Raw genomic sequence first — 25,713 nt, forward strand, 5'->3', positions numbered from 1 at the left:
GGGGCGGTCGTCGGGGTGGAGCGGCCCGACCCACACGAGCGGCCCCGACCCACACGAGCGGCCCTGACCCGCACGAGCGGCCCCGACCCACACGAGCGGCCCTGACCCGCACGAGCGGCCGCGACCCCGGCCGCTGGTGCGGGGCAGGGCAGCCGATCTCATCGCTCAGCACGCCTGCCGCACTCCCTCCGCGTCCGGGACCGCGCGGTTATCCACAGCTGAGCCGGGGCGCGTTGCCCCGCTCGTCGCCAGCGGGCGAGGATCGGCCCATGGACAAGCGCGCTGCAGAACTGCTGATCGCCCCGAAGTGGCCGCGCACGGAGGTGGCCTCTACCGCGACACTCCGGAACGCCGGGCTTGACGATCGTCTGCTGACGCAGGCCGTCCGGGCCGGGGCGCTCGTGCGGCTTCGCCGCGGGGCGTACATCCTCGCGCGGCGATGGGCCGCCCTGCCGCCGTGGGAGAAGGACGCCGCCCGGATCGACGCCCACGTCGAGGGGACCGGCGGGGCATCTGTCTACTGTCTGGGCAGCGCGGCGATCATCCATGGGCTTTCGGTGTGGAACTCCGGTCCGCTCGTGCATGTGGCCACGGAATACGCGGGCTCCACGACGAGTCGGGGCGCCGACACGCGCTCCCACCGACTCGACCTGGACGAGAAGGACGTGGTTGTCGCGATCCGCCGTGGTCGCCGGCTCAGGGTGACTTCGAAGCCCCGGACCGCGGCAGACTGCGCGCGGCTGCTGCCATTCGAGGAGGCTGTGGTCGTCGGGGACAGCGCGCTTCTCAGCGGCGTGTCTACGGAGGAAATCCGTGAGGCCATCGTGAACGGCTCACCGCGCGGGCGGCGGCAGGCCCTCGCTGTGCTCGAGGCATTGGAACCCAAGACGGAATCGGTCGGGGAGTCGCGCACCCGTGTGCTGATCGAGCGGCTGGGCTTCGCCCGACCCGTGGCGCAGCTCCGGCTCATGACGGGCGAAGGCCCACATCGTGTGGACTTCGCGTGGATCGAGCTCAGGATCATCATCGAGTTCGACGGCGAGGGGAAGTACATGGACTACGCCCCCACGCCGCAGGTCCTGCTGGCCGAGCGCCGCCGCGAGAACCTGCTCATGGAGCAGGGGTGGATCTTTGTGCGTCTGAGCTGGTCCGACCTCGAGAGGCCGGAAGAGGTCCGGCGGCGGCTCGAGGCGGCGATCGCCCGGGCTCGGAGGCGCACCGCCTAGTCACGGCACCCCGTCAGGCCGCGCAGGAGCCAGCGGCCCGAGGACAATGCGCGAGCCACCACAGCGGAAAGGGCGGCCCTTGACCGCATGAGCGGCCCGGAGCGGGGCCGTACATGCGGTCCAGGGCCGCCCTTGTCAGCCGGTCGCCTCGCCGGAACGGGAACCCAGCCGGCGACGGCCGATAAAGTCAGAGCGTCCCGGTGGCGATCTTGAGCATGCGGCGCAGCGGCTCGGCCGCGCCCCAGAGGAGCTGGTCGCCCACCGTGAAGGCGGAGATGTACCGGGGGCCCATCTCGAGCTTGCGGATGCGGCCCACAGGGATGTCGAGGGTGCCGGACGCGGCCACCGGGGTCAGCTGGTCCATCGAGGCCTGCTTCTCGTTGGGCACCACGTGCGCCCACTCGTTGTCCGCGTCGATGATCCGCTCGATCTCCGCCACGGAGAGGTCCTCGCGGAGCTTGAGGGTGAGCGCCTGGGAGTGCGAGCGCATGGCGCCGATCCGCACGCAGAGGCCGTCCATGATCACGGGCTCGATCGCGGCCCCGGCAGCCGTGCCGAGGATCTTGTTGGTCTCGACCCCGGCCTTCCACTCCTCCTTGGACTGGCCGTTGCCGAGATCGGCGTCGATCCACGGGATGAGCGAGCCCGCGAGCGGCACCCCGAACTGGGTCGCGTCGACGCCGCCGCGCTGGGCCGCGAGCACCTTCCGGTCGATCTCGAGGATGGCGGACGCCGGGTCGGACAGTTCCGCGGCCACCGCACCGTTGAGGGTGCCGAACTGGGTGAGGAGCTCGCGCATGTGCCGCGCCCCGCCGCCGGAGGCGGCCTGGTACGTCATCGACGTGCCCCATTCGACGAGGTTGTTGCGGAACAGGCCGCCGAGCCCCATGAGCATGCAGGAGACGGTGCAGTTGCCGCCCACGAAGTCCTTCACGCCCGAGGCGAGGCCCTCGTCGATCACGCTCCGGTTCACCGGGTCGAGGACGATGATCGAGTCCTCGTTCATCCGCAGCGTCGACGCCGCGTCGATCCAGAGGCCGTCCCACCCCGCGGCGCGCAGCTGCGGGTGGACCTGCTTGGTGTAGTCGCCGCCCTGCGCGGTGACGATGATGGGCAGCTTCTTCAGCGCCTCGAGGTCGTACGCGTCCTGGAGGGCGCCGGCGCCCTCGGCGAAGGCGGGGGCGGCGCCGCCCGCGTTGGACGTCGAGAAGAACACCGGATCGATCGAGGCGAAGTCGCCCTCATCCTGCATGCGCTCCATCAGGACGGAGCCGACCATGCCACGCCAGCCGACGAAGCCTACCGAAGAAGTCATGGGGACCATTCTAGAGCGCAGCGCGGTGGGCCGCTGTGGCGTCCGCCTCACCTCGGCCCTGCGCCGCGGACGACGCCGGGCGCCGCCGCCCGCGGCCAGGGGACCACCGGGCGGGCCGGGGCAGGATCAGGAACCGGGCCCGGTAGACGGCTCGGGCACGCCGCGGGAGGCGCGTACCCCCTCGGCGCGGCGTTCGCGGGCGCCAAGGATCGCCGCCCACGCTGCGACGGCGCCGAAGAGCAGGCCGGGCACGGCGATGGCGGCTCCCGGTCCGCCTGCCGCGGCCACGACGGCACCCGCGATGAGGCACACCGCGCACAGGATGCCCGTGCCGACCGCGAGCGCCAGGGCCCCGCGGCGGGTGCGGATCGTGTTGGCGGGTCCGCTCCGGCGGAAGCCGAGCTCATCGGGCCTGTACAGGACGAGCTCGCCGTCCACGGAGCGGTGCAGGATGCGGCGGTCGCCGGCGTCGCGGAGGCGGCGGTACTCGGCGATCGCGGCCTCGTCCCGGGCCGCGCGGGCGGGATCGGCCGTCACGCGGCGTCGCCCCGGAATTCGCGGAGGCGGGCCACCACCTGGGACTCGTCCAGCGGGCCGGACTCGTCCGCCTGCTCTGCGCCGGCCGCGAGGAGCCCGACGATGTAGCGCTCGGGCTCGTCCGCACGCCGCAGGAGCAGCATGTGGTCCGGGTCGCTGCGGTTGAGGAACGAGACCCCCGCCTGGGCACGGCTCGCCAGATGCGCCTTGGCGATGGAGAAGTCCCCTTCAGCGAGCCCCAGCGTGGGGTTCCTGGCCATGACGAACCAGCTGTACTGGGCCCTCGGCTGGAGCAGGATCGAGTACTCGGCCCCGTCGACGGTGAACACGTGGTCGTTGCGGTCGGGGGCCAGGAGGGTGATCTCGACCCAGCGGTGGGCCGTGCCGAGTGTGTGCGCGGTGGCCGCGACAGGGCCCGAGATGGAGAGTTCGCCGTCCTCGGACGCTGTGGCCAGGCCGCGGGCCACCAGAGATGAGGCGCCAGCGGAGACGCAGCGCACGTCCTTGAGCTCCTCGGTCAGGCGCAGGGCCTCCGCGCTCGCCTCCGTGCCCCCGCCCGGCGCCATCTGGAGGAGGGCCACGAGCTCCGCGAAGCCGAAGCCCAGGGACTCCGGATACTGCGTGTCGGCAGTCGGGCTCGTCTCGTTCGTCATGGTCTCGATCATGTCAGGTCCCCTCAGTCGTTCAGAATCCGAAGAAGCTCTTGGCGCCGTCCCACGCGCTCTCGGCGGCGTGCGCGACGCCCTCCGCGGCGTCCTTGACGCCCGAGCCGACAGCGTTGACCGCGTTGTGGATCACCGGGACGTTGTCGTAGAGCGCGAGCGCCCCGCTGGCCACCATGCACGCCGTCCCGGCCGGTGGGGGCAGGAAGGACGCAGCACCGAGCCCTGCCTTCACGAGGGAGTAGGCGCCCTGTCCATAGTCTCCGTCGGAGAAGTGGTCGATGGCCTGCACGCCATCGATGGCCACCCCGAGGCCGCCGAGGCCCTTGCCGAAGGCGTCCAGTCCCTTCGCCCACTTCGAACTCTCGGCAAGCCCACCCATCACCGAGATGTCCTTGAAGTTCAGGTCGAAGATGTCCGAGCTGACCTTGAAGGCGTTGCGGAAGCCGACGAGGAGCTTGTCGGAGTCCGCCGTGAGGTCGAGGCCGCGGCCGAGGCGGACCAGCTCCGTGATGCCGAACCGCAGGTTGGGGAAGGCCTTGATGGTGCCGTAGACGTTCCAGGCGTTGTAGAAGGGGTTGTTCTCAAGCCAGTCGGGAAGCCAGGGGGTGTCCTTGCCGCCCGCGGCGGTGCCGGATCCTTCCGGGCCGGCTGCGCCGCCGTCGGCGCCACCGCGCTGGCCGCCGTTGAGCTCGGCGCTCGTGCGCTCCTGGGCATCGGCGTTCGCCGCGAGGGTCCTCGCGCTGTCGGCCAGATCGGCCGCGATCTTCGCGAACGCGGGCCGGTGCAGTTGGGCCCAAGCACGGGCGAAGTCCTTGGCGTCCTGGCCGGCCCACACCTGCGGGAGCCTGGCGGTGAGCTGGTCGATGGACCGCTGCGCATTGCGGATGGTCGTCGACTTGATCGTCAGCTGCTTCCCGAGCGCCCTGAGCTGCTCGGGGTTCGCGCCCTGCTGGATGGCCATGCGTCCCCCTCTTCCCCTCACATCCACTGTTCTCAGCCACCACCGTAGGCGGGCGGCCCGCCGGCGCGCGATGGGGAGTCCTCCCCGCGCTGCCCCAGCGATCCGGCCCCGTGCCCTAGGGGAGGTCGCCGCGGACCGCCCGGAGCGTCACCAGCAGGTCGGCGTCGTCCGCGGGGTACTCGGTCGGCTCCTCGCCCTCGGGCACGGTCTGGCCGAGCAGCCACCCGCGGTCGTCCGCACGCCGGATGGTGAGGGAGACGCCTTGTCCCTCGAGGTGCCGCTCGACGGTCACCCGGCCCGCCGGGTGGTCGGTGAGGTGGCCGCGGACGAGGCTGAGGGTGGCCTCGGCCCCCGGGACGTCTGCGGGCTGGGGGAGCGCCCACCAGGTGCCGTAGGCGCGGGGCCGCAGGAGGATCGCGACCTCGGGCGCCTCGAGCAGGACGATCCTGTCGGTCCATCCGGAGGCCTCGAGGGTGAGGAGCATGCGCCGCTCGGCGCCGCCGAGCGCGACAGCGATGCCCGCCACCGGCCCCTCGACTGTGAGCTCGCCGCGGGCATCGACGAGCGCGTAGCTGCGCGCGACGAGGGAGGATGCGCCGGCCGAGATGATGTCCTCGACGTTGGCGAAGTGGTCCACGCCGAGGAGGGCGGCCGTCGCCTCCACGGAGTCGCCGCCGTGGAAGGCGAGCAGCGCGAGCACCTCCGCGAACCCGAGGCCGATCTGCTCGGGCGCCGCGGCCGAGGTGTCGCGGGACGAGGTGCCGTCGGAGGGGGTGGGGTGGGTCGCCGTCGTCATGGCACCAGCTAACTACATCGAGGGGCGCCGCATGCGGAGGGGCTCGATGGGGCGGGGAAGCCCGCGCCAGCTGCGCCTAGTTCCGGCGGAACTCCACGATGCGGTACGGGACGCCCGTGGACGAGGTGAGCCACCCGCCGTCGTCCGGGAGGACCGAGCCGAGCTGCCAGTCGGCACCCAGATCGGGGGCGAAGGTGTCGCCGTCGACGTCCAGGTCGAGGATCGTGACCATCGCGACGTCGGCGAGCGGCAGCGCCTGCTCGAACAGCTCGCCGCCGCCGATCACCCACACCCGCTCGGCGCCCTCGGACTCCTGGGCCACGCGCAGCCCCTCCTCGAGGGAATGGACGACGACGGCGCCGCTCGCCTCCCAGCCGGGCTGGCGGGTGACCACAATGTTGGTGCGGCCGGAGAAGGGGCGGAAGCGCTCGGGGATCGAGTCCCACGTACGCCGGCCCATCACCACGGGGTGGCCGGTGGTGGTCGCGGCGAAGTGCTTCATGTCCTCGGGGACGTGCCACGGCATGGATCCGTCGCGGCCGATCACGCCGCCCTGCTGCGTCTGGGCCCAGATGAGCCCGATCCTGGCGTCTTTGCCGCGCTGCTGGGTGCTCATACGGCGATGGGCGCCTTGATCGTGGGGTGGTGCCGGTAGCCGAGCACCTCGAAGTCCTCGTACTGGTACTCGAAGATGCTGGCCGGGGTCCGCGTGATCGCGAGGCGCGGAGCAGGGTAGGGCTCGCGGGAGAGCTGCTCCTGGACCTGATCGAGGTGGTTGTCGTAGATGTGGCAGTCGCCGCCGGTCCAGACGAACTCGCCGACGCCCAGGCCGAGCTGGTCCGCGACGAGGTGGGTCAGCAGGGCGTAGGAGGCGATGTTGAACGGGACGCCGAGGAACAGGTCGGCGCTGCGCTGGTACAGCTGGCAGGAGAGCCTGCCCGGCGTGGTCCCGCCCGGCCCCTCAGTGCCGGGCTCGACGTAGAACTGGAAGAGGGCGTGGCAGGGCGGGAGCGCCATCTGGTCCACCTCGGCGGGATTCCAGGCGGTGACGATGTGCCGGCGCGAGTCCGGGTTGGTGCGCAGCGACTCCATGACCTTGGAGATCTGGTCGATGTGGCCGCCGTCCGGCGTGGGCCACGAGCGCCACTGGACGCCGTAGACGGGGCCCAGCTCGCCGGCGTCGTCCGCCCACTCGTCCCAGATGGTCACCCCCCGCTCCTGGAGCCAGCGCACATTCGAGTCGCCGCGGAGGAACCACAGCAGCTCGAGCGCCACCGACTTGAAGTGCACCCGCTTCGTCGTCACGAGCGGGAACCCCTCGGCGAGGTCGAAGCGCAGCTGCCGGCCGAACACGCTGCGGGTGCCGGTGCCGGTGCGGTCGCCCTTGTGGGCGCCGTGCGCGAGCACGTCCCGCAAGAGGTCCTCGTAGGGGGTGGGGATCATGGCTCCCAGCCTAGTCGCATCAGTCGTCGAAGGGCTTCACCTGCTCGACCGCCACGACGTCGCCCCGGCCGTCGGCCGGCACATGGAACACGATGAGCTCGCCGGGGGCCAGGTAGGGGTCGGAGGCGGGCAGCGTCGAGGACAGGCCGGAGCGGAGATGGGCGCGGAACTCCTCGAGGAGGACGGGGAGGACCGGGCGGTGCGTGCACAGCACGGCAGGCTTGCCCTTGTCGAAGAGGCGTGCGACGGCGGCCGCCGCCTTCCGCGGCTTCCTCGCCGCGCGGTGCTCCGTCAGGTCGTCGACGAGGCGCATCTTGACCTTGATCGGGGAGGCGCGCACGTAGGGGAGCACGGTGTCGAGACAGCGCCTCCACGGGCTCGTCACGACGCGGACCGGCTTCCACACCGTCAGGAGCCGCCCCACGGCCTGGGCCTGGCGGACCCCGCTGGCCGCGAGGGTCCTGTCTCCCTCGGCCTTCGTCCAGGAGCTGCGGGGCTTCGCCTTGGCGTGCCGCAGGAGGATGAGCGGCACCGTGGCAAGGGTGCCCCGCTCATGGGCGCGGACGAGGGCCTTGAGCGGGGCGACGTCGGACTGGTTGCTCAGGAGCAGCTCGGCCTCCTCCGGGCTGCACCAGTGCACCTGGTCCACTTCTTCCCCGTCCGGCTGCACCGGGACGGACTTCTCGAGCTGCAGGGCCCAGTAGTGGACGGTCTTGAGGCCGGCCGCCACCCGGTAGTGGGCGGTGGGCAGGGGGATCCCGAGGCGCGCGTCGACGCCGATCTCCTCGCGGACCTCCCGGGCGGCGCACTCGGGGAGGGTCTCGCCGGCATCGATCTTGCCCTTGGGCCAGGACCAGTCGTCGTAGCGGGGGCGGTGGATCAGCAGCACCTTGAGCGCCTCGCCGTCGGCCCGCCACGGGATCGCCCCGGCGGCCCGGACGGCGACCAGCTCGCCCGGGTGTTCGGACTGGTCGACGACGGGGGCGTCGGACATCAGCGGATGCTCACTGCCCGCTGGCGGGCGCGGGAGGCGAGGAGCCAGGACTGGATGTCCTCGAGCGGGCGGCCGCTCTCGTCGACGTGGTGCCGCGTCCAGTGGCCCTCCCGGTCCAGGTGCCACGAGGCGGTGGTGGGCGCGACGTACCGGTCGAGGAGGGCGATGAGGTCCGCGATGTCCTCGCGGTTGCGCAGCTGGACGAGGGCCTCCACGCGGCGGTCCAGGTTGCGGTGCATCATGTCGGCGGAGCCGATGTAGACGACCGGGTTGCCGCCGTTGGCGAACGCGAAGACGCGGGAGTGCTCGAGGAAGCGTCCCAGGATCGAGCGGACGGTGATGTTCTCGCTCAGTCCGGGCACGCCCGGCCGCAGCGCACAGATGCCGCGGACGATGATGTCCACCTTCACGCCCGCCTGCGAGGCGCGGTAGAGCGCGTCGATGATCGCCTCGTCGACCATGGAGTTGACCTTGATGACCACCCGCGCGCGCAGGCCGGCCCTGGCGTTGCGGATCTCCGTCTCGATGCGGTCGATCAGCCCCGAGCGCACCGAGCGCGGGGCCACGAGGAGGCGCTTGAACGTGGACTTCGGCGCGTAGCCGGAGAGCTGGTTGAAGAGCTTGGACAGGTCCTCGCCCACCTGCTCGTCGCACGTGAGCAGGCCGAGGTCCTCGTAGTACCGGGCGGTGCGCGGGTGGTAGTTGCCGGTGCCGATGTGGCAGTAGCGGCGCAGGCCGTCGTTCTCCTGGCGGACCACGAGCGAGAGCTTGCAGTGGGTCTTGAGGCCCACGATCCCGTACACCACGTGCACGCCGGCCTGCTCGAGCTTGCGGGCCCAGGAGATGTTGGCCTGTTCGTCGAACCGGGCCTTGATCTCCACGAGGGCCAGGACCTGCTTGCCGGCCTCGGCCGCGTCGATGAGGGCGTCCACGATCGGGGAGTCGCCGGAGGTGCGGTACAGCGTCTGCTTGATCGCCTGCACCTTCGGATCGGCGGCCGCCTGCTCGAGGAAGGCCTGGACCGAGGTGGAGAAGGAATCGTAGGGGTGGTGCAGGAGGATGTCGCGGCGGCGCATCGCGGCGAACACGTTCGCGGCCTTCGCAGTCTCGGACTCGTTCAGGAACCGCGAGGTGTGCGCGAGCTGCTTGGGGTAGTGCAGTTCCGGCCGATCGACCCGGGCGATCACCGAGAGCCCGCGCAGGTCCAGGGGCGCCGGGAGCGAGTACACCTCCGGCTCCTCGACCCCGAGCTCGCGCACCAGCAGCGCGAGGACGTTGGGGCTGATGTCCGTGGTGACCTCCAGGCGCACGGGCGGGCCGAAGCGGCGCCGCAGGAGCTCCTTCTCGAGCGCCTGGAGGAGGTTCTCGGCGTCGTCCTCCTCGACCTCGAGGTCCTCGTTGCGGGTGACCCGGAACGTGTGGTGCTCGAGCACCTCCATGCCGGGGAAGAGCTGGTCGAGGTGGACGGCGATGAGCTCCTCGAGCGGGATGAAGCGGGCGCTGCGGCGGCTCCCGGCACGCGGGCCGTCCACGGAGATCAGGCGCGGGAGCTGGTCCGGGACCTTGAGCCTGGCGAACAGCTCCTTCTCGCTCACCGGGTTGCGGACGATCACCGCGAGGTTGAGGGACAGGCCCGAGATGTAGGGGAAGGGGTGGGCCGGGTCCACCGCGAGCGGGGTCAGGATCGGGAAGACCTGCTCGGAGAACATCGCGCTGAGCTGCTCGTGCTCGGCCTCGCCGAGGTCGCCCCAGGACACCAGGCGGATGCCCGACTCCTCGAGGGCCGGTCGGATCTGCTCGGCGAAGACCCGGGTGTGCCGCTCCTGGAGGACGTGGGCCGCCTCGGAGATCTGGTCCAGCACCTCGTGCGGGCTGAGACCGGCAGGGGAGGGCACCGCGAGGCCGGTCGCGATGCGCCGCTTGAGCCCGGCCACGCGCACCATAAAGAACTCGTCCAGGTTGGAGGCGAAGATGGACAGGAAGCTGACCCGCTCGAGCAGGAACAGGTCGGGGTCCTCGGCGAGCTCGAGCACGCGCGCGTTGAACGCGAGCCAGCTGAGCTCGCGGTCGAGGAAGCGGTCCGGTCCGTGCTCGCCCTCGGGGGCCAGGCTCGGCTCGGCCTCCGGGATGTAGATGCGGTCCTCGGTGGCCCGGGCGGCGGGCACCTCGGAGGAGCCGAAGACGGGGGCGGGGCGGGCCGCCGTCGTGCCCGCTGCGGGCGACGGCGCGGCAACGGTGCTGCTGCTCTGGGCGGCTTCAGTCATGGGTTCTCCCGGGAGCGCAAGGGGCGGTCTGGTGCTGGTCCAACCCTACTAGGGCGGGGGGCTAGTCGGCCGGGGTGGCGCGCGCTTCCCCTGCGGCCGGAGCCGTGCTGTACAGGATGTCCCGGTCCCACACGGTGAAGCCCAGGCGCCGGTACATGGCCACGGCCGGGATGTTGTCCGCGTCGGTGTAGAGCATGACGGTTCCGAGGCCGAGCGCATGGAGGTAGTCGATGCCCTGCAGGGTCAGGACGCGCCCGAGCCCGCGGCCCTGGGCCTCGGGGACCACGCCGACGGCGTAGACCTCGCCGAGCGCGCGGTGCTCGCCGTGGGCCGGATGGACCTTGGTCCAGTGGAATCCGAGGATGCGGTCCTCGTCGTCGACCGCCAGGAAGAAGCCCTGCGGGTCGAACCACTCTTCGGCCATCCGCGCCTCCAGGTCGCTGCGCCGCAGCTGGCCCTGCTCGGGGTGGTGGGCGAAGGCCGCTCGGTTCGCGGCGAGCCACGCGTCCTCGTCCCGGCCGGGCTCGAAGGCGCGGATCCGGACCCCGTCGGGCAGGGGCGGCGTCGACTCGTGCGGCCGGCGGACGAGGACCATCTTCCACAGCTCGCGCTCGGGGACGAACCCGTAGGCGGTGGCCAGCTCCGCGGCGGCCTCGTGGTTGCCGTGGGACCACGCCTTGAGCCCGGCGAGGCCGGTGGCGCCGCGCAGCTCCTTGATGGCCTCCACGAGCCGGACGCCCACGCCCTGGTTGCGGTAGTTGGGGTGCACAGCGAGCTCGACCACGCCGACGCCGTCGGGCCCGAAGGCGATGCCGGCGATCCCCGCGAGGTCCTCGGGCGCCGACGACCCGGACGTGTCGTCCAGGGCGTGCACGGCGACGGTGAGGATCTCCTCCGACCGCGTCTCGGGGGACTTCATCAGCACGGTCGTCTGCTCCGAGAGGGAGGGGTTGCCGTCGGCGTCCTCGGCGGCCTCCAGCAGGGCCCGGGCCTCGGCCCACAGGGCCTGGGGGATGCGGCCCTCGACCACGGTGACTGGCCAATCCTGCGGGTATGCGCTGGTCATGGGAGCAAGGCTAGCGAACGGGCGCATGAATCCGTACGGTTTGCCGGGCCCCGGGCGGTGCGGTAGAGTCGTCGTCTGCCGCCGGGAAGCCGGCGGGCACGGGGGATCCACCAGTGGGGTGGCCTTGATACGTTCGACCCGTATGTCCTCCACCGAGGCGTTGGCCCCGCACCGTGAGTGCGGGGCCTTCGCTGTTTCCGTGCCGCCCCCGGGTTTCCGCGGCTCAGGCCTCGCTCAGCTCGTCCTCGGCCAGGCGGGTGAGGGTGAGCCGGTAGCCGACGTTCCGCACGGTGCCGATGAGGCCCTCGTGGTCCGTGCCGAGCTTCGCGCGGAGCCGCCGCACATGCACGTCCACCGTCCGGGTGCCGCCGTAGTAGTCGTAGCCCCACACCTCGGTGAGCAGCTGCTGCCGGGTGAAGACCCGGCCGGGATGCTGCGCGAGGTATTTGAGCAGTTCGAACTCCTTGAACGTCAGGTTGAGCGCCTCGCCGTTGACCTTCGCCGTGTAGCTCGCCTCATCGATCACGACGCCGGCCGCCCGGATCTCGGTCTCGGGCTCCTCCACGGTTGCGGCGCGGGAGGTGGCAAGGCGGATCCTCGCCTCGACCTCGGCGGGGCCCGCGGAGTCGAGCACGATGTCGTCGACGCTCCACGCGGGGGAGACGGCGGCCATGCCGCCCTCGGTGAGGACGAGGATGAGGGGGGCGCTGAGCCCCGTGGCCCGCAGCAGCTGCGTCAGGGAACGGGAGCCCACGAGGTCCTTGCGCGCATCGAGGAAGATGACGTCGGAAGGGTCCGCGTCCAAGAGGGCGGTCGGCTCGGCCGGGAGGATGTGCACGCGGTGGTTGAGCAGCTCGAGTGCGGGGAGGATGTCGACCGACGAGCCGGTGGCGTTCGTCAGAAGCAGGATGTGCGACATGGTTCCTCCGTAAGGATCTGTCTGCACTGCGTCGGGCAGCGGCCTATCTCGCCGATGAGCCGATTATAGGGCGCGCAGCGGGCCCGCCCGTGGTACCCGTGTCACATTCGCACCCGACGTGAGGCAGGATGGCAGGGTGACTAGCGCAGACGAGAGGGCGGCACGGTGAGGGGCTGGACCCGCTCCGTGGCGAGCGGAGCCGTCGCCATCGCGGGCATTGCGGTGGCCGTCGGCACGGGCCTCGGAGGCGTCGTGGCGCAGTTCGTGGGCGTCGCCGTGGTGGCCGTGGCGGTGGGATTCGGCTGGCCCCATTTCCTGGGGATCCCGGCGAAGAAGACGAACGGCGCCGTCATTTCCCTCGCGGGCATCGCCTCGGCCGCGGTGACGGCCCTCGTGCCCGGTCCGCAGTACCTCGCGTGGACGCCCCTGGCGATCGCCGTGGGCGTCATGGCCGTCGTGGTGGTGCAGCTCCTCCGGGGGACGGGCCAGAGCCACCGGCTCGAGTCCGCCTTCGGGGCCAGCGCCGGCGTGCTGCTGTGCGCCCTCGGCGCGGGGTGGATCGCGACCGCCAGGCTCACCGGCGCCGGGTCGATGCTCCTCGTCGCTGCCATCAGCACCGTGGTCGCACTGCTGCTGGGCATGATCCGCTGGCCGGACACCATCATCGCCCCGGCCACGGTGGTCTTCGCCGGCCTCGCCGCCCCGCTCGCCGGGCTGGTCCTGACCGACGTCGCCGTCCTCCCGGCGACGATCGCGGGCGTGGTGATCGGCGCGGTGCTCGCGGCCTTCCGCGCCCTCAACAGCGCCCGCCCGGACCGCCTGGCCGCCGCCGGGTTCGTGGCGATGGGCCTCGCCCCCGCCTTCGCGGTGGGCGCGATCGCCTACTTCCTCGACCGGATGCTAGTGGTCTGAGCCCTCCGGCGGCCCCGGCCGCTGTGGCGCCCCTCACGCTCGGCGGCCCTCCGCGAGGCGCTACGATGGCAGCTATGAGCGTTGCTGCCTTCGAGATCTTCTTCCTCGTCCTCCTTGCCGTCGCGTCCGTCTCCATGGCCTGGTTCGCCGGCCTCGTCGTGTGGAAGCTGTTCAAGGGCCAGCGCTGAGCTAGAGCCCCCGCCCGCGGCCAAGGAGCCAGTACGTGCCCATTGAGATCCCGTCCGGCCTGACCCCCGAGCTCGTCCCGCTGTCGTGGCTCATCGGGGAGTGGGAGGGCCGCGGCCGGCTCGGCGCGGGCGAGGGCGACGACGAGCACTTCGTCCAGCACGTCGTGTTCGCCCACAGTGGCTTCCCCTACCTGAAGTACACGGCCGAGAGCTGGCTCGCGGACGAGGACGGCAAGCGCATCAGGCCGCTCGCCACCGAGGTCGGGTACTGGCAGCTGGACCGTCCGGTCCAGGATGCCGACGGCGGTCCGGGGCTCACGCCCCCGGACATCGTCCCGGCCTACACCTCGGCGGACGAGGTCGAGTCCCTGCGCAACAGCAGCGACGGCTTCGACATCACCGTGACGATCGTGCACCCCGGCAGCATCGCCGAGCTGTACTACGGCCAGATCAGGGGCCCGCAGATCCAGCTCAGCACCGACGCCGTGCTGCGCGGCGCCCATGCCCGCGACTACAAGGCGGCCACGCGCATCTTCGGCCTCGTCAACTCGGACCTCTTCTGGCGCTGGGACGTCGCCGCCGGGGGCGAGCCCCTCGCGCCGCACGCGTCGGCGATCCTGCACCGCGTGTCCCCGCCCGAGTCCGGCCGCGTCCCGACCGAGTAGCCCCGCCCGGACCGAGTGCCTCGTGGCGGACCGGGCGGTGGCGCCGGGGCACGGCACCGGGAGTGAAATCGGCCCCGATCTCGTTGGAATGGATATGACCCAGGCTTCCCCCCTCATGGCACAACCCGGCGCGGTGGCCGCGCACGGCCCCGACGAGGGCGTGGCCGCCCACTACGGAGACCCGGTGCGGGAGCAGCGTGCGCTCGCCGCCGGCCGCGCCGCAGTGGACCTGTCCTACCGTGGCGTCGTCACTGTCGCCGGCCCCGACCGGCTCTCCTGGCTGACCACCCTGTCCTCGCAGCAGGTCTCCGGCCTGCGCCCGGGCCAGTCCAGCGAGCTGCTCCTGCTCAGCGTCCAGGGCCGCATCGAGTTCGATGCGCGGATCGTGGACGACGGCGAGCGGGCCTGGCTCCTCGTCGAGTCCGGTGAGGCCCAGGGCCTCGCGGCGTGGCTCGAGTCCATGAAGTTCATGCTCCGCGTCGAGGTCGAGGACGTCTCGGCGCGCTGGGGCGTGCTCGGTGCGACCCGGCACCTCGAGGCGCTCGCCCCGTTCGCTCCCGGCGGGCGCGGCCTGACGTGGGAGGACCCCTGGCCGCACGTCGCCCCGGGCGGCTTCAGCTACGCCGCGGTCGACGAGGCCCACCATCCGGGGCTCGAGCGGCCCTGGTTCGAGCACGTGGTGGAGCGCTCGCGCCTCGCCGAGGCCGCGGCAGCGCTGGAGGCCGACGGCGTGGGGCTCGCCGGGACCATGGCCTCCGAGGCGCTGCGCATCGCCGTCTGGCGCCCGCGCTGGGGCCTCGAAACCGACGAACGCACCATCCCGCACGAGCTCGACCTGCTCCGGACCGCCGTCCACCTCGCGAAGGGCTGCTACAAGGGCCAGGAGACCGTGGCCCGCGTGCACAACCTGGGGCACCCCCCGCGGCGGCTCACGCTCCTGCAGCTGGACGGGTCCGCGCACACGCTGCCCGCGCCCGGCAGCGCAGTCTTCCCCGCGGGCACCGACGCAGGGGCGCGGCCGGTCGGCACCGTGACCTCGGCGGCCCTCCACCATGAGATGGGGCCGATCGCGCTCGCCGTCCTCAAGCGCTCCGTGGACCCCGGCGCAACGCTGGTGGTCCGCGGCGAGCCCGAGGGCGAGGAGTATGCGGCCGCCCAGGAGACCATCGTCGCCCCCGACGCCGGCCAGGTCGTCGGCAGGCCCACAGGACTGCTCAGGAGGAACGCGTGAGCGAGAACGCCCAGACCCCCGGGGCCTCCGGGATGCCCGAGGACGTCATCGCCCTCGCCGGGAAGCTGTTCGACGCCGCCCGAGCCGGGGACACCCCCGTGCTCCGCGCGTACCTCGAGGCCGGCGCCCCCGCGACCCTGGCGAACCAGGCCGGGGACACGCTCGTCATGCTGGCCGCCTACCACGGCCGCGCCGAGTCCGTCCGCCTCCTCGGCGCGCACGGGGCCGACGTCGCGGTCGCCAACGACCGCGGCCAGACCCCCCTCGCGGGGGCGGTGTTCAAGGGCCACGCCGACGTCGTGGACGTCCTCCTCGAGCTCGGGGCGGATCCCGATGCGGGGAGCCCCACCGCCCGGCAGGCGGCCCATATGTTCGGCCGGTCGGACCTCGTCGACAGGTTCGGCACCGCAGGCTAGCGACCGCGAGGTCGCCCCGCGGGACCCCGACGTCGCCCCTGGACTGACCCAGAGGCATCCCGCTGCATGGGGAGTTCTCCCCACCGCCTCGGCAGCGCGCAAGGGCCTTTGGTAACCTCGGGGTGCCGACTGCCCTCTCGGGGAGGGCTGCGGCATCTGGACCGCAAGGGGACCGGGCCGCCGATGATGCTGCCCGCGGGTGCGGCGAATCGACGGGAGAAGGCCAGTGCGACGAGCCGGGGGGCTGCGCCATCGGGCGACAAGGCTTGTTGTATCGACGGCGATGGGGGTGGCCGCGGCCCTGCTCGCAGCCGCGGCAATCCTGTACCCGGGATTCACCTCCGTGTCCGCCGACCTGAACGACGGCGGCGTCTGGGTCACGAACGGCTCCGTGAACATGGTGGGCCACCTCAACTTCTCCTCGAAGGTGCTCGACGGCGGCGTCTCCGCCCGCTCGGGCAGCTTCGACGTGGTGCAGCAGGGCCGCTCCGTCGCCGTCCAGGACAAGGGAGTCGCAACGCTGAGCCCCGTCGACGTCGCCGACGTGCGCCTGGCCGGTGACCTCCCGTTCGCGGGCACCGGCACCTCCGCATTCGGCACGACGACGGCCGCGCTCGCCGACCCCGGCACCGGCCGGCTCTGGGCCCTCCCGCTCGACCGGCTCAGCGGCTTCACCCCCCAGAACACCGAGCCAACCGTCCAGGACCTCCCCGGTGCCGTGGCGACGGTATCCGCGCAGAACGAGGTCGTCGCGGTGTCGGCCGCCCGCACCGAGATCGTCCGCGTGCCCGAGAACGGTGACCCGACCTTCACGAAGCTCGACGGGCTCTCCACCTCAGCGAAGGTGCAGGTCGCAGCGGTCGGGGAGGACGTCGTCGTGCTCGACACCGGTGCGGGCACCCTCTTCCTCCCCAACGGCCAGCGCATCACGCGCGACGACTTCCGCAACGCCCAGCTGCAGGACACCGGGCCCTCGGCCGACGCGGTGGCGGTGGCCACCGCCAAGGCGCTCGTCACCGTCCCACTGGGAGGCGGCGACCCGCGCGTGCTCGAGGCGGCAGCGGGCCGTGCCGGGCTCCCCGCCCGGCCGGTGCAGCAGGGCGGCTGCGTCCACTCCGCCTGGGCCGGAACCGGCATCTACCTGCGCCAGTGCGGCGGGGGCCAGCCCGAGATCAAGGACATCCCCTCGGCGCGGCCCGACTCCGAACTCGTGTTCCGCACCAACCGGGACGTGGTGGTTCTCAACGACGTCCACGGCGGCAACGTCTGGCTGGTCACCGAGCAGATGCAGCTCGTCAACAACTGGCAGGAGATCGTCCCCCAGAAGACCGTCAAGAACGGCGACAAGGAGGACTCCGCCGAGATCATGCTCCAGAAGGAGCTGCCCAAGCGGGACGAGGAGAACAAGCCGCCCACGGCGATGCCGGACGACTTCGGGGTCCGGCCGGGCCGCACGGTGATCCTGCCCGTGCTCCTCAACGACTCCGACCCGGACGGCGACGTCCTCACCGTGCGCCCCACCGGACAGGCCGCGCGCATCGGCGCCGTCCAGCCGATCTTCAACGGCGCGGCCCTGCAGATCGTCGTGGCCGCGGACGCGAAGGGCAACGACGCCTTCGAGTACGAGGTCTCCGACGGCCGCGGCGGCACCGCCACGGCGAAGGTCACCCTCGCGGTCCGCGACAACGCGACGAACACGCCGCCGCGCCAGATGCGGGCCAACACCATCGCGGTCGAGCAGGGCACCTCCGTCTCGCAGAACATCCTCGGCGACTTCGTGGACCCCGACGGCGACGAGATGTTCCTCGCGGGGGCTGCAACGTCCAGCGCCGGCGACTCCGTGCGCTCCCAGCCCGACGGCACTGTCACGTTCACGGACGGCGGCACCTCGCTCGGCAAGAAGGAGATCACCGTCAAGGTCTCCGACGGGCGCGACGTCACCGAGGCGACGATCACGGCGGACGTCCGCTCGCGGGGGTCCCTGCCGCCGCAGACCACGCCGGACCATGTCCGCACCGGCGTGGACGAGCCCATCGTCGTCTCCCCGCTCGCCAACGACATCGACCCGTCGGGGACCGGGCTGCGCCTGCTCAAGGTCGAGCCCGTCCCGGGACTCGACGTCGTCATGAACTCCGAGGACGGCACGTTCTCCGCGAAGGCCGCCGAGCCGAAGGTGTACTACGCCGTCTACCTCGCCTCGAACGGATCGGCCACCGCGCAGGGGCTCGTCCGGATCGATGTCGAGGCGAAGACGGCCGACGACGGCGCGCCCGTCGCGGTGCGCGACGTCGCCCTCCTTCCTTCCGGCGGCAACGTGCTCGTCGACCCCCTCGCGAACGACACCGACCCGGGCGGCGGTGTGCTCGTCGTCCAGTCGATCTCGCTGCCGCAGGACGCGCCGGTCACCGTCTCGGTCATCGACCACGCGATCCTGCGGATCACGGACACGAGGGGGCTCAAGGAGCCGCTCTCCTTCGGCTACGTGGTCTCCAACGGAGACAAGACGGCCAGCTCGACTGTGACCGTGACACCGGTGCCGCCGCCCGCCAAGCTCGACCCGCCGCTCGCGAAGCCGGACTCGGTGGTGGTCCGGGCGGGCGACACGGTGACGATCCCCGTGCTCGCCAACGACTCGCACCCCAACGGGGCACCCATCACGCTCGACCCCAAGCTCGTTGAGGTCCCGGACCCGGCCTCGGGCCACCTCTTCGTCGACCAGGACAAGCTGCGCTTCTCGGCCGGGCCGAACCCCGGGACCGTGTACGGCATCTACCAGGTCGTCGACCCGGCCGGCCAGAAGGACTCGGCCAAGGTCACCATCACGATCCGGCCCGCGGACCCGGCGCAGAACGGCATGCCCGTCCCCAAGAACCTCACCGCCCGCGTGCTCGCCGGCCATGCCGCGAAGGTGGCGGTCCCGCTCGACGGCGTCGATCCCGACGGCGACTCCGTGACCATCACGGGCATCGAGAAGCCCCCCGCTCTCGGCACCGCCATCGTCAAGGACGGGTACATCGAGTACACGGCGGCCAACGACGCCAGCGGCAAGGACACCTTCACCTACGTGGTCGAGGACAGGTTCGGCGGCCGCGGCGTGGCGACCGTCCTGGTCGGCGTCGCCGCGGTCCCGAACACCAACCAGAAGCCCATCCCGGGCGACGACAAGGTCTCCGTCCGGCCCGGGCGTCCGGTCTCCGTCGACGCGCTCGCCAACGACACCGACCCCGACGGCGACACCGTGCGCCTCGTCGCCGACGGCTTCGAGCTGCCGCAGGGGACCACCGCCAGGGGGGACGAGGGCCGCGTCGTCGTCACCCCGCCGTCGGCCCCCGGCACGGTCACGGTCCGCTACACGGTCGACGACGGCCGCGGCGGCCGGGCCGTCGGCAACATCATCGTCACGGTCGACCCGAACGCCCCGCTCAAGGCCCCGATCGCCCGCGACGACCGGGTCAACCCCATGGACGTGGCCGGCAAGAAGACGTTCGCGGTGGACGTCCTCAAGAACGACGAGGACCCCGACGGCGTCGCCAGCGACCTGAAGGTCACCATTCCGCCGAGCGCCGCGGCCCCGGGCACCACCGTGGACGGGGGCCGGGTGAACGTCGCGCTCACCGAGGCGCCCCAGGCCATCCCGTACACCGTCACGGACGTGGACGGGCTGCAGGCGACAGCGATCATCTGGGTGCCCGGCCTGCGCGACCAGCGGCCGGTGCTCAAGACGCTCGATCCCGCGCACTCCAAGGCCGGGGAGCCGCTCGAGCTCAAGCTCGCCGACTACGTCACCGTGAGGCCCGGCAGGAGCCCGCGGATCACGGGGGAGGGCGCCGTCTCCGCGGTCGCCGCCGACGGCTCCGGCCTCGTCAAGGACGCCGGCACCCTGCGGTACACGGCCCGCAAGGACTACGGCGGCCGCGCCTCGATCACCTTCGAGGTCACCGACGGCTCCGGCCCCGACGACTCGGACGGGCTCAAGAGCGTCCTGACCATTCCGATCGACGTCGAGCCGACCGCAGACAAGCCCAACACGGCGCCCACCTTCGCCACGAGCATCCTCGAGGCGGCCCAGGGCGAGGACGCCGCGCAGCTCGACCTCCGCGCCGCAACGACCGATCCCGACCCGGGCGACATCGACCGCGCCTCCTTCAAGGTCACCGGCGCCGCTCCCGAGGGCGTCGACGTCACCCTCGACGGCTCCGTCCTCAAGGCCAAGGTGACCTCCGCCCAGCGCGGCACCTCGGGAACGGTCGGCATCCAGGTCGACGATGGGCGCGGAGGGAAGGCCGACGGCACGGTCGAGGTGCGGGTGGTCCGCTCGACCCGGCCGCTCGCCGTCGCCAATCCCGATGCGGTCCCGGAGGCCCAGGCCGGCAAGCCCGTCGACATCCCCGTCCTCGCCAACGATGCCAACCCGTTCCCCGGCAAAGCGCTCACGCTGGTCCGCGCGGGTGTCGGCAGCGGCGGCGGCGATGCGAGGGTCGAGGGCGACCACGTGATCGTGACCCCCGCCGCCGGATTCCACGGCCAGCTGACCGGCACCTACCGCGTCGGCGACGCGACCGGGGACACCGAGCGCGAGGTCGAGGGCACCTTCACCGTGACGGTCCGCGACAAGCCGGACGCACCGAGCGCCCCCGTCGTGGACGGCATGTCGAGCCGGCAGGTGGTGCTGCACTGGGCCCCGCCGTCGAACAACGGCGCCGAGATCAGCGCCTACAAGGTCAACTACGCGGGCGGCAGCCAGACCTGCCCGACGACCACCTGCACCGTCACGGGGCTCACCAACGGCACTGAGTACACCTTCACGGTCGTGGCGACCAACGCCGTCGGCGACTCCGCACCGAGCCCCGCCTCGGCACCCATCACCCCGGACGCCAAGCCCTCCCAGCCCGGGCCTCCCGTGCTGTCTCGCGGCGACAAGAGCATCTCCATGACCTGGACCGCGCCCTCGAACGAGGGCACCGCGATCCAGAGCTACACGATCGAGCTCTCCTCCGAGGAGGGCATCCAGCGGCGCACCGTCGGGGCCGTCACGCAGCTGACATGGACGGGCCTCACCAACGGCGTGGAGTACCGCGCGCGCATCCAGGCCAAGAACGGGGCGAAGGACCCGTCGGACTGGTCCACGCTCTCGGCCGCCGCGAAGCCGGCCGGCGCCCCCCTCGCACCTGCGGCACCCACGGCGACCCGCTCGACGTCGGCCGTCAACGGCGGCGTCGTCGACGTGGCCTGGGCCTCGGAGCCGCTCAAGAGCAACGGCGAGCCCGTGACGTCCTACGACGTGCTCGTGTACCGCGGCGGGTCCCTCGCCAAGACGGTCTCCGGTGTCCAGGGGACCCAGCAGCAGGTCACCGGCCTCGACACCTCCTCGACCTACACCTTCGCCCTCGTGGCCCACAACAACGTGGGCGCGTCGCCGCAGGGTGCCCGCAGCAACCCGGTGACCCCGTACGGGCGGCCCGGCGCGGTGTCGAACCTGAGCGCGGCGCCGGCGAACACCACCGGCAACGGCGGCCAAGTCCAGCTCGCCTTCAGCCCTGCCACGGCCAACGGTGACCCCGTCTCCGGCTACCAATACTCGATCGACGGGGGCAGCAGCTGGAGCTCACTAGCGTCGGACAAGACCGTCAGCGGCCTGCAGAACGGCACGACCTACTCCTTCCTGGTCCGAGCCGTGAACTCGGCCGGGCCTGGGCCGAGCAGCAACCGCGCCTCGGCCAATCCCTACGGCCAGCCCAAGACCCCCGTGGCCAATGCCGCGACCGATGGCATCCGCGTGAAGATGACCTGGAACACCGGCGGATACGACAACGGCCGGCCCAGCACCGTCAGCGTGACGATCGACGGCAACGCCGTGGCCAACGACGGCGCCGCCACCGTGGGCAACGGGCCCGACGAGGCGCACTCGATCACCGTCAGGGCCTGCGTGCAGGGCGAGCCGACGAACTGCTCGAGCAAGTCCGATTCCGCTCGCACGGCATCGCCGAGCGCGAGCCTCGCGCAGGGGCCGCGCGTGACAAGCGACCCGCAGTGCGCGTCCAACGCCTGCTATTACTTTGACATCACGGCGCGGAACTTCCACCCCAATGCATCGGTCTTCGTCCAGTGCTGGAACAATGCCGGAGGCGACCACGTGTTCGCGAGCTTCCACGCAACGACGGATGCCAACGGTTATTTCAACCAGAACTCCGGCTGCTATCTCGGGCACAACGCCATCAACCCTTGGTCCGCTGGTTGGGCGACGCTCGATGACGGACGGGGCGGCACTGCGCGGACCAACAACTACACCTGGTAACCGTGAGGCTCACCACAGGCGGCCGGCCGCCGAGCGCCGGCGACTGCCGGAAGTGAGACCCTTGTCCGGTGGTAGACATCCAGCGGCCATGGGCTGCGCTGTGGGCACTCGTCATCGGCTTCTTCATGATCCTCATCGACACGACGATCGTCTCGGTGGCCAACCCGGCCATCATGCGGGCGCTCGGGGCGGACATCAATGCCGTCATCTGGGTCACGAGCGCCTACCTGCTCGCGTACGCCGTGCCGCTGCTCATCACCGGCAGGCTCGGCGACAGGTTCGGCCCGAAGCGGATGTACCTGATCGGGCTCGTCGTCTTCACCCTGTCCTCGCTGTGGTGCGGCCTGTCCGGGAGCATCGCCTCGCTCATCGCCGCGCGCGTGGTGCAGGGGCTCGGCGCGTCCTTCATGACCCCGCAGACCATGGCGGTCATCACCCGCATCTTCCCGCCTGAGCGCCGGGGTGCAGCGATGAGCGTGTGGGGCTCTACCGCCGGTGTGGCGATGCTGGTGGGCCCGATCCTCGGCGGCATCCTCGTGGACGGCTTCGGCTGGGAGTGGGTGTTCTACATCAATGTGCCCGTCGGGGTCGTCGGCTTCATCCTGGCCGCCCGGCTCGTCCCGACGCTCCCCACGCATTCGCACCGCTTCGACTGGCTCGGCGTGGTCCTCAGCGGGGCGGGCATGTTCCTCGTCGTCTTCGGCATCCAGGAGGGGCAGACCTACTCGTGGGGCACCATCAGCGGTCCCCTCACGGTGTGGTCGCTCATCATCGCGGGCGTCGTGGTGATGGCACTGTTCGTCCTCTGGCAGGCCGTGAACAAGGCCGAGCCGCTCGTGCCGCTGGGGCTCTTCCGCGACCGGAACTTCTCGATCGCGAACCTGGGGATCTCCACGGTCGGCTTCGCCGTCACCTCGTTCGGACTGCCGACGATCTTCTACTACCAGCTCGTGCGCGGGATGACGCCCACGCAGTCCGCGCTGATGAGCATCCCGCTCGCCGTGTTCTCCGGCGCGCTCGCGCCGTTCGCCGGCAGGCTGGTGGACCGCGGCCATGCGAAGGCCATGAACATCGGCGGCATGCTCGTCTTCGCCGTCGGGCTCGTCCTCTACGCCGTGCTCATGACGCCCGAGCAGCCCATCTGGCTCCTGCTCATCCCGAGCGCGGTGGTCGGCGTCGCGAATGCCGGGATCTGGGGGCCGCTCGCCACCCTGGCCACGCGCGGCCTCCCGCCGCAACTGGCCGGCGCCGGGTCCGGCATCTACAACACCACCCGCCAGGTGGGCGCCGTGCTGGGCTCGGCGGCGATCGCGGCGCTCATGGAGGCCAGGCTCTCGGCCGAGCTCCCCCCCGGCGGCCACGCCGCCCCGACCGGCGAGCTCGCCTCCGGCCACCTTCCGGCGTTCCTGCAGGCCGGCTTCTCCGCGGCCATGGGGCAGTCGGTGCTCCTGCCCGCCGCGCTCGGCGTGGTCGGCCTGGCGGTGGCGCTGTTCTTCGTGAAGGTCCCCCCGGCGGTCGGGAGGCCGGCTGCCGCGGAGGACACGTGGCCGAGTCCCGCCGCTGACCTTCCTCCCTCCCACGGGGTGATCTCGCGTTCCTGCGCGGGGTGACGTCGCGGCGGGGCGGTCAGCGGGGCGGGAGCGAGACCGCCGCGTACCGTCCCTGCGCCTGGATCCCGAGGGAATCGGCCAGGCGCAGCGCGGCGAGGGCGTGGGACGGGACGGCGGCCTGCACGATGAGGCCGTCCGCGAGCGCCTCGTGGGCGGCGACGGAGGCGGCCAGCCGTCCGAGCCCCCTGCCGCGCAGCGTGGGCGCCACGAGCACCCCGAGGTCGGCCAGGAGACCGTCCCGGACCGAGTAGGCCGCGCAGGCGGCGGGGCCCTCCGGGAGCATGATCGTGAACCGGTGGTCGCGCTCGGTCAGTCCCGCCGACGTGACGTCGTCCGGCGGGCAGCGCATCTCGAGCTCGATCGCCTCCGGCGCCCCGCGCGTGACCTGCGGCTCCGTGTCCGGCTGTTCGAGCGGCAGGTCGTCGGCGAAGCCGAGCACCGCGGAGCGCAGCCCGTGCGCGCGCGGACCGGCGGCCCGCAGCAGCGCTCCGCCGCCGAGGAGCTCTTCGGCATCGAGCTCGGCCGCCGCCTCCACCGGCCCGGTGGGGCCGACGAGGGCGAGCTGGCCGAAGAGCGCGACGGCGACCAGCTCGGACGCGCCGTCGTGGCACCCGAGGAGGGTGCCGCCGTCGTCCGCGAAGCTCAGATCGGGGAGGCCGAGCCGGCGCGCCCAGGCCAGCCGGACGATGCCCCGGCTGCCGGCGGAGAAGGTCGGAGACACCACGGGCCGCCCGTCAGCCGAACAGGACGGCGGCCTCGTCGTAGCGGTGCTGGGGCACGACCTTGAGCCGGCCGAGGGCCTCCTCGAAGCCCACGTGGGCGATCTCCGTGCCGTGCAGCGAGACCATGGTGCCCCAGCGGCCCTCCACCACGGAGTCGATCGCGGCCATGCCCAGGCGCGTGGCGAGGACGCGGTCGAACGCGGTGGGGACGCCGCCGCGCTGGATGTGGCCCAGGATCGTCGCCCGCGTCTCGATGCCGGTGCGCGCCTCGATCTCGGGCGCGAGCTGCTCGGCGATGCCGCCCAGGCGCGGGCGGCCGAAGGTGTCGAGGCCGCGCTCCGAGTGCGGGGCGTCCATGCCCTCGAGCACGAACCCCTCGGCGACGACCACGAGCGGGGCCCTGCCCCGGTCCCGGGCCAGCTTCACCCACGTGGCGATCTGGTCCATGGTGACCTTGTGCTCGGGGATGAGGATCGCGTGGGCGCCGGAGGCCATCCCGGAGTGCAGGGCGATCCAGCCGACGTGGCGGCCCATGACCTCGGCGATCATGCAGCGGTGGTGGGACTCGCCCGTGGTGCGGAGCCGGTCGATCGCCTCGGTGGCGATCTCCACGGCGGTGTCGAAGCCGAACGTGTAGTCGGTGGCGTCGAGGTCGTTGTCGACGGTCTTGGGGACGCCGACGATCTTCAGGCCCGCGTCCGTGAGGCGCCGCGCAGCCGCCAGCGTGCCCTCGCCGCCGATCGCGATGATGGCGTCGATCCCGAGCCGCTCCATGTGGGCCTTGATCACCTCGGGGCCGCCGTTGTTCTCGAACGGGTTGGTGCGGGAGGTCCCCAGGATCGTGCCGCCCTGCTTGGCGATGCCGCGGACCGAGGTGCGCGGCAGGTCGATGACGTCGCCCTCGACGACCCCGCGCCAGCCGTCCCGGTAGCCCACGAACTCCTGGCCGTGCACGGCGATGCCCTTGAGCACCGCCCCACGGATGACGGCGTTGAGGCCGGGGCAGTCGCCGCCGGAGGTGAGGATGCCGATCTTCATGCAGGGGGCCTTCCCATAGGGTGCGGCCGGGCCGTGGGGCGGCGGGCCGTCGGTGGTGTGCTTGAGGCGCCCCGTTGAGCCCACGCCGATTGTAGTCGCGGCCTGTTGGTGATGCACACCACACGCAGCGGCGGCCGTTCCATGACGGAACGGCCGCCGAACGGGTGCTCGGTCCGGCACCCCGCAGGGGGGTCAGGATGGTGTGTGGCCGCCGGAGCCGCGCCGGTTCCGGCCGGCCGCGACGACGCCGCCGATGACGAGTCCCACGCCCGCGACGAGGAGGAGCGCGACGGTGACGACTCCGGGATCGACGGTGAACCAGCCGAGCCGGCTGGCCACGAGGAGTCCCGCGGCAGCCACCACGACGGCGCCCCACACGATCGTGCTGACGCTCGGGCCACGTTCGGGGGCGCCCTCGCGGGCGCCCTTCGCGCCGAAGTCAGTGCTCAT

Annotated in this window: 21 protein-coding genes; 7 read left to right on the forward strand and 14 right to left on the reverse strand. The window is 72.1% G+C overall.

What is annotated here, in order from left to right; genetic code table 11:
• Positions 1-269: 269 nt before the first annotated feature.
• Positions 270-1,226: a type IV toxin-antitoxin system AbiEi family antitoxin domain-containing protein gene (locus tag ACVWWH_RS01635; protein ID WP_457315376.1), complete on the forward strand. Its 957-nt coding sequence runs from the start codon at positions 270-272 to the stop codon at positions 1,224-1,226.
• A 187-nt stretch (positions 1,227-1,413) separates the two neighbouring features.
• Here the strand turns inward: ACVWWH_RS01635 and asd are convergent, their stop codons facing one another.
• From asd to ACVWWH_RS01690, 11 genes are all read right to left on the reverse strand, one after another.
• Positions 1,414-2,541 (reverse strand): aspartate-semialdehyde dehydrogenase, encoded by a 1,128-nt coding sequence (gene asd / locus ACVWWH_RS01640; RefSeq protein WP_457315377.1) that lies wholly within the window; start codon positions 2,539-2,541, stop codon positions 1,414-1,416.
• Between the two features lie 126 nt (positions 2,542-2,667).
• Entirely contained in the window at positions 2,668-3,078 is a 411-nt protein-coding gene (locus ACVWWH_RS01645) for a hypothetical protein (RefSeq protein WP_457315378.1), read from the reverse strand.
• Positions 3,075-3,743 carry a hypothetical protein gene (locus ACVWWH_RS01650; protein ID WP_457315379.1) on the reverse strand — a complete coding sequence of 223 codons (669 nt, stop codon included), beginning with the start codon at positions 3,741-3,743 and terminating at the stop codon, positions 3,075-3,077. The genes ACVWWH_RS01645 and ACVWWH_RS01650 overlap by 4 nt, the downstream gene beginning before the upstream one ends.
• A gap of 19 nt (positions 3,744-3,762) precedes the next feature.
• Positions 3,763-4,704, reverse strand: coding sequence for a WXG100 family type VII secretion target (locus tag ACVWWH_RS01655; protein ID WP_457315380.1), 942 nt, complete (start codon positions 4,702-4,704; stop codon positions 3,763-3,765).
• 115 nt (positions 4,705-4,819) lie between these two features.
• Positions 4,820-5,500: a hypothetical protein gene (locus ACVWWH_RS01660; RefSeq protein WP_457315381.1), complete on the reverse strand. Its 681-nt coding sequence runs from the start codon at positions 5,498-5,500 to the stop codon at positions 4,820-4,822.
• A gap of 76 nt (positions 5,501-5,576) precedes the next feature.
• Positions 5,577-6,116, reverse strand: a complete 540-nt coding sequence (locus ACVWWH_RS01665) for a dihydrofolate reductase (protein ID WP_457315382.1) — start codon at positions 6,114-6,116, stop codon at positions 5,577-5,579.
• Positions 6,113-6,943 (reverse strand): thymidylate synthase, encoded by an 831-nt coding sequence (locus tag ACVWWH_RS01670; protein WP_457315383.1) that lies wholly within the window; start codon positions 6,941-6,943, stop codon positions 6,113-6,115. The genes ACVWWH_RS01665 and ACVWWH_RS01670 overlap by 4 nt, the downstream gene beginning before the upstream one ends.
• Positions 6,944-6,962: 19 nt before the next feature.
• Positions 6,963-7,940 (reverse strand): NUDIX hydrolase, encoded by a 978-nt coding sequence (locus ACVWWH_RS01675; protein ID WP_066502658.1) that lies wholly within the window; start codon positions 7,938-7,940, stop codon positions 6,963-6,965.
• Positions 7,937-10,201 carry an RNA degradosome polyphosphate kinase gene (locus ACVWWH_RS01680; protein ID WP_066499651.1) on the reverse strand — a complete coding sequence of 755 codons (2,265 nt, stop codon included), beginning with the start codon at positions 10,199-10,201 and terminating at the stop codon, positions 7,937-7,939. Before ACVWWH_RS01680 ends, ACVWWH_RS01675 begins: the two co-directional genes overlap by 4 nt.
• 61 nt (positions 10,202-10,262) lie before the next feature.
• On the reverse strand, positions 10,263-11,267 hold the full coding sequence (mshD, locus tag ACVWWH_RS01685; protein WP_066499645.1) for a mycothiol synthase: 1,005 nt from the start codon (positions 11,265-11,267) through the stop codon (positions 10,263-10,265).
• Between the two features lie 223 nt (positions 11,268-11,490).
• The gene (locus ACVWWH_RS01690; protein WP_066499643.1) at positions 11,491-12,186 is read right to left on the reverse strand and encodes a winged helix-turn-helix transcriptional regulator; all 696 of its coding nucleotides are present in this window, start codon (positions 12,184-12,186) and stop codon (positions 11,491-11,493) included.
• 165 nt (positions 12,187-12,351) lie between these two features.
• On the opposite strand from ACVWWH_RS01690, the gene ACVWWH_RS01695 reads away from it, so the two are divergent.
• The 6 genes from ACVWWH_RS01695 (at position 12,352) to ACVWWH_RS01720 (ending at position 23,503) form a co-directional block, all read left to right on the forward strand.
• Entirely contained in the window at positions 12,352-13,098 is a 747-nt protein-coding gene (locus tag ACVWWH_RS01695; protein ID WP_066499641.1) for a permease, read from the forward strand.
• A 223-nt stretch (positions 13,099-13,321) separates the two neighbouring features.
• Complete coding sequence (locus ACVWWH_RS01700; RefSeq protein ID WP_066499639.1) at positions 13,322-13,951, forward strand: FABP family protein; 630 nt, start codon at positions 13,322-13,324, stop codon at positions 13,949-13,951.
• A 94-nt stretch (positions 13,952-14,045) separates the two neighbouring features.
• Entirely contained in the window at positions 14,046-15,182 is a 1,137-nt protein-coding gene (ygfZ, locus tag ACVWWH_RS01705; RefSeq protein WP_457315384.1) for a CAF17-like 4Fe-4S cluster assembly/insertion protein YgfZ, read from the forward strand.
• A gap of 32 nt (positions 15,183-15,214) precedes the next feature.
• Complete coding sequence (locus ACVWWH_RS01710) at positions 15,215-15,598, forward strand: ankyrin repeat domain-containing protein (RefSeq protein ID WP_457315521.1); 384 nt, start codon at positions 15,215-15,217, stop codon at positions 15,596-15,598.
• Positions 15,599-15,887: 289 nt separating this feature from the next.
• Positions 15,888-21,893 carry an Ig-like domain-containing protein gene (locus ACVWWH_RS01715; RefSeq protein ID WP_457315385.1) on the forward strand — a complete coding sequence of 2,002 codons (6,006 nt, stop codon included), beginning with the start codon at positions 15,888-15,890 and terminating at the stop codon, positions 21,891-21,893.
• Between the two features lie 125 nt (positions 21,894-22,018).
• Complete coding sequence (locus tag ACVWWH_RS01720; RefSeq protein WP_457315522.1) at positions 22,019-23,503, forward strand: DHA2 family efflux MFS transporter permease subunit; 1,485 nt, start codon at positions 22,019-22,021, stop codon at positions 23,501-23,503.
• 16 nt (positions 23,504-23,519) lie between these two features.
• Here the strand turns inward: ACVWWH_RS01720 and ACVWWH_RS01725 are convergent, their stop codons facing one another.
• The 3 genes from ACVWWH_RS01725 to ACVWWH_RS01735 all read right to left on the reverse strand — a co-directional run bounded on the left by ACVWWH_RS01725 (position 23,520) and on the right by ACVWWH_RS01735 (position 25,713).
• Positions 23,520-24,227 (reverse strand): GNAT family N-acetyltransferase, encoded by a 708-nt coding sequence (locus ACVWWH_RS01725; RefSeq protein ID WP_457315386.1) that lies wholly within the window; start codon positions 24,225-24,227, stop codon positions 23,520-23,522.
• Between the two features lie 10 nt (positions 24,228-24,237).
• A complete protein-coding gene (locus tag ACVWWH_RS01730) occupies positions 24,238-25,263 on the reverse strand; it encodes a 6-phosphofructokinase (protein ID WP_457315387.1) in 1,026 nt (341 codons plus the stop codon).
• Between the two features lie 192 nt (positions 25,264-25,455).
• Positions 25,456-25,713 carry a hypothetical protein gene (locus tag ACVWWH_RS01735; protein WP_457315388.1) on the reverse strand — a complete coding sequence of 86 codons (258 nt, stop codon included), beginning with the start codon at positions 25,711-25,713 and terminating at the stop codon, positions 25,456-25,458.

It is taken from the genome of Sinomonas sp. RB5, from assembly GCF_054063535.1.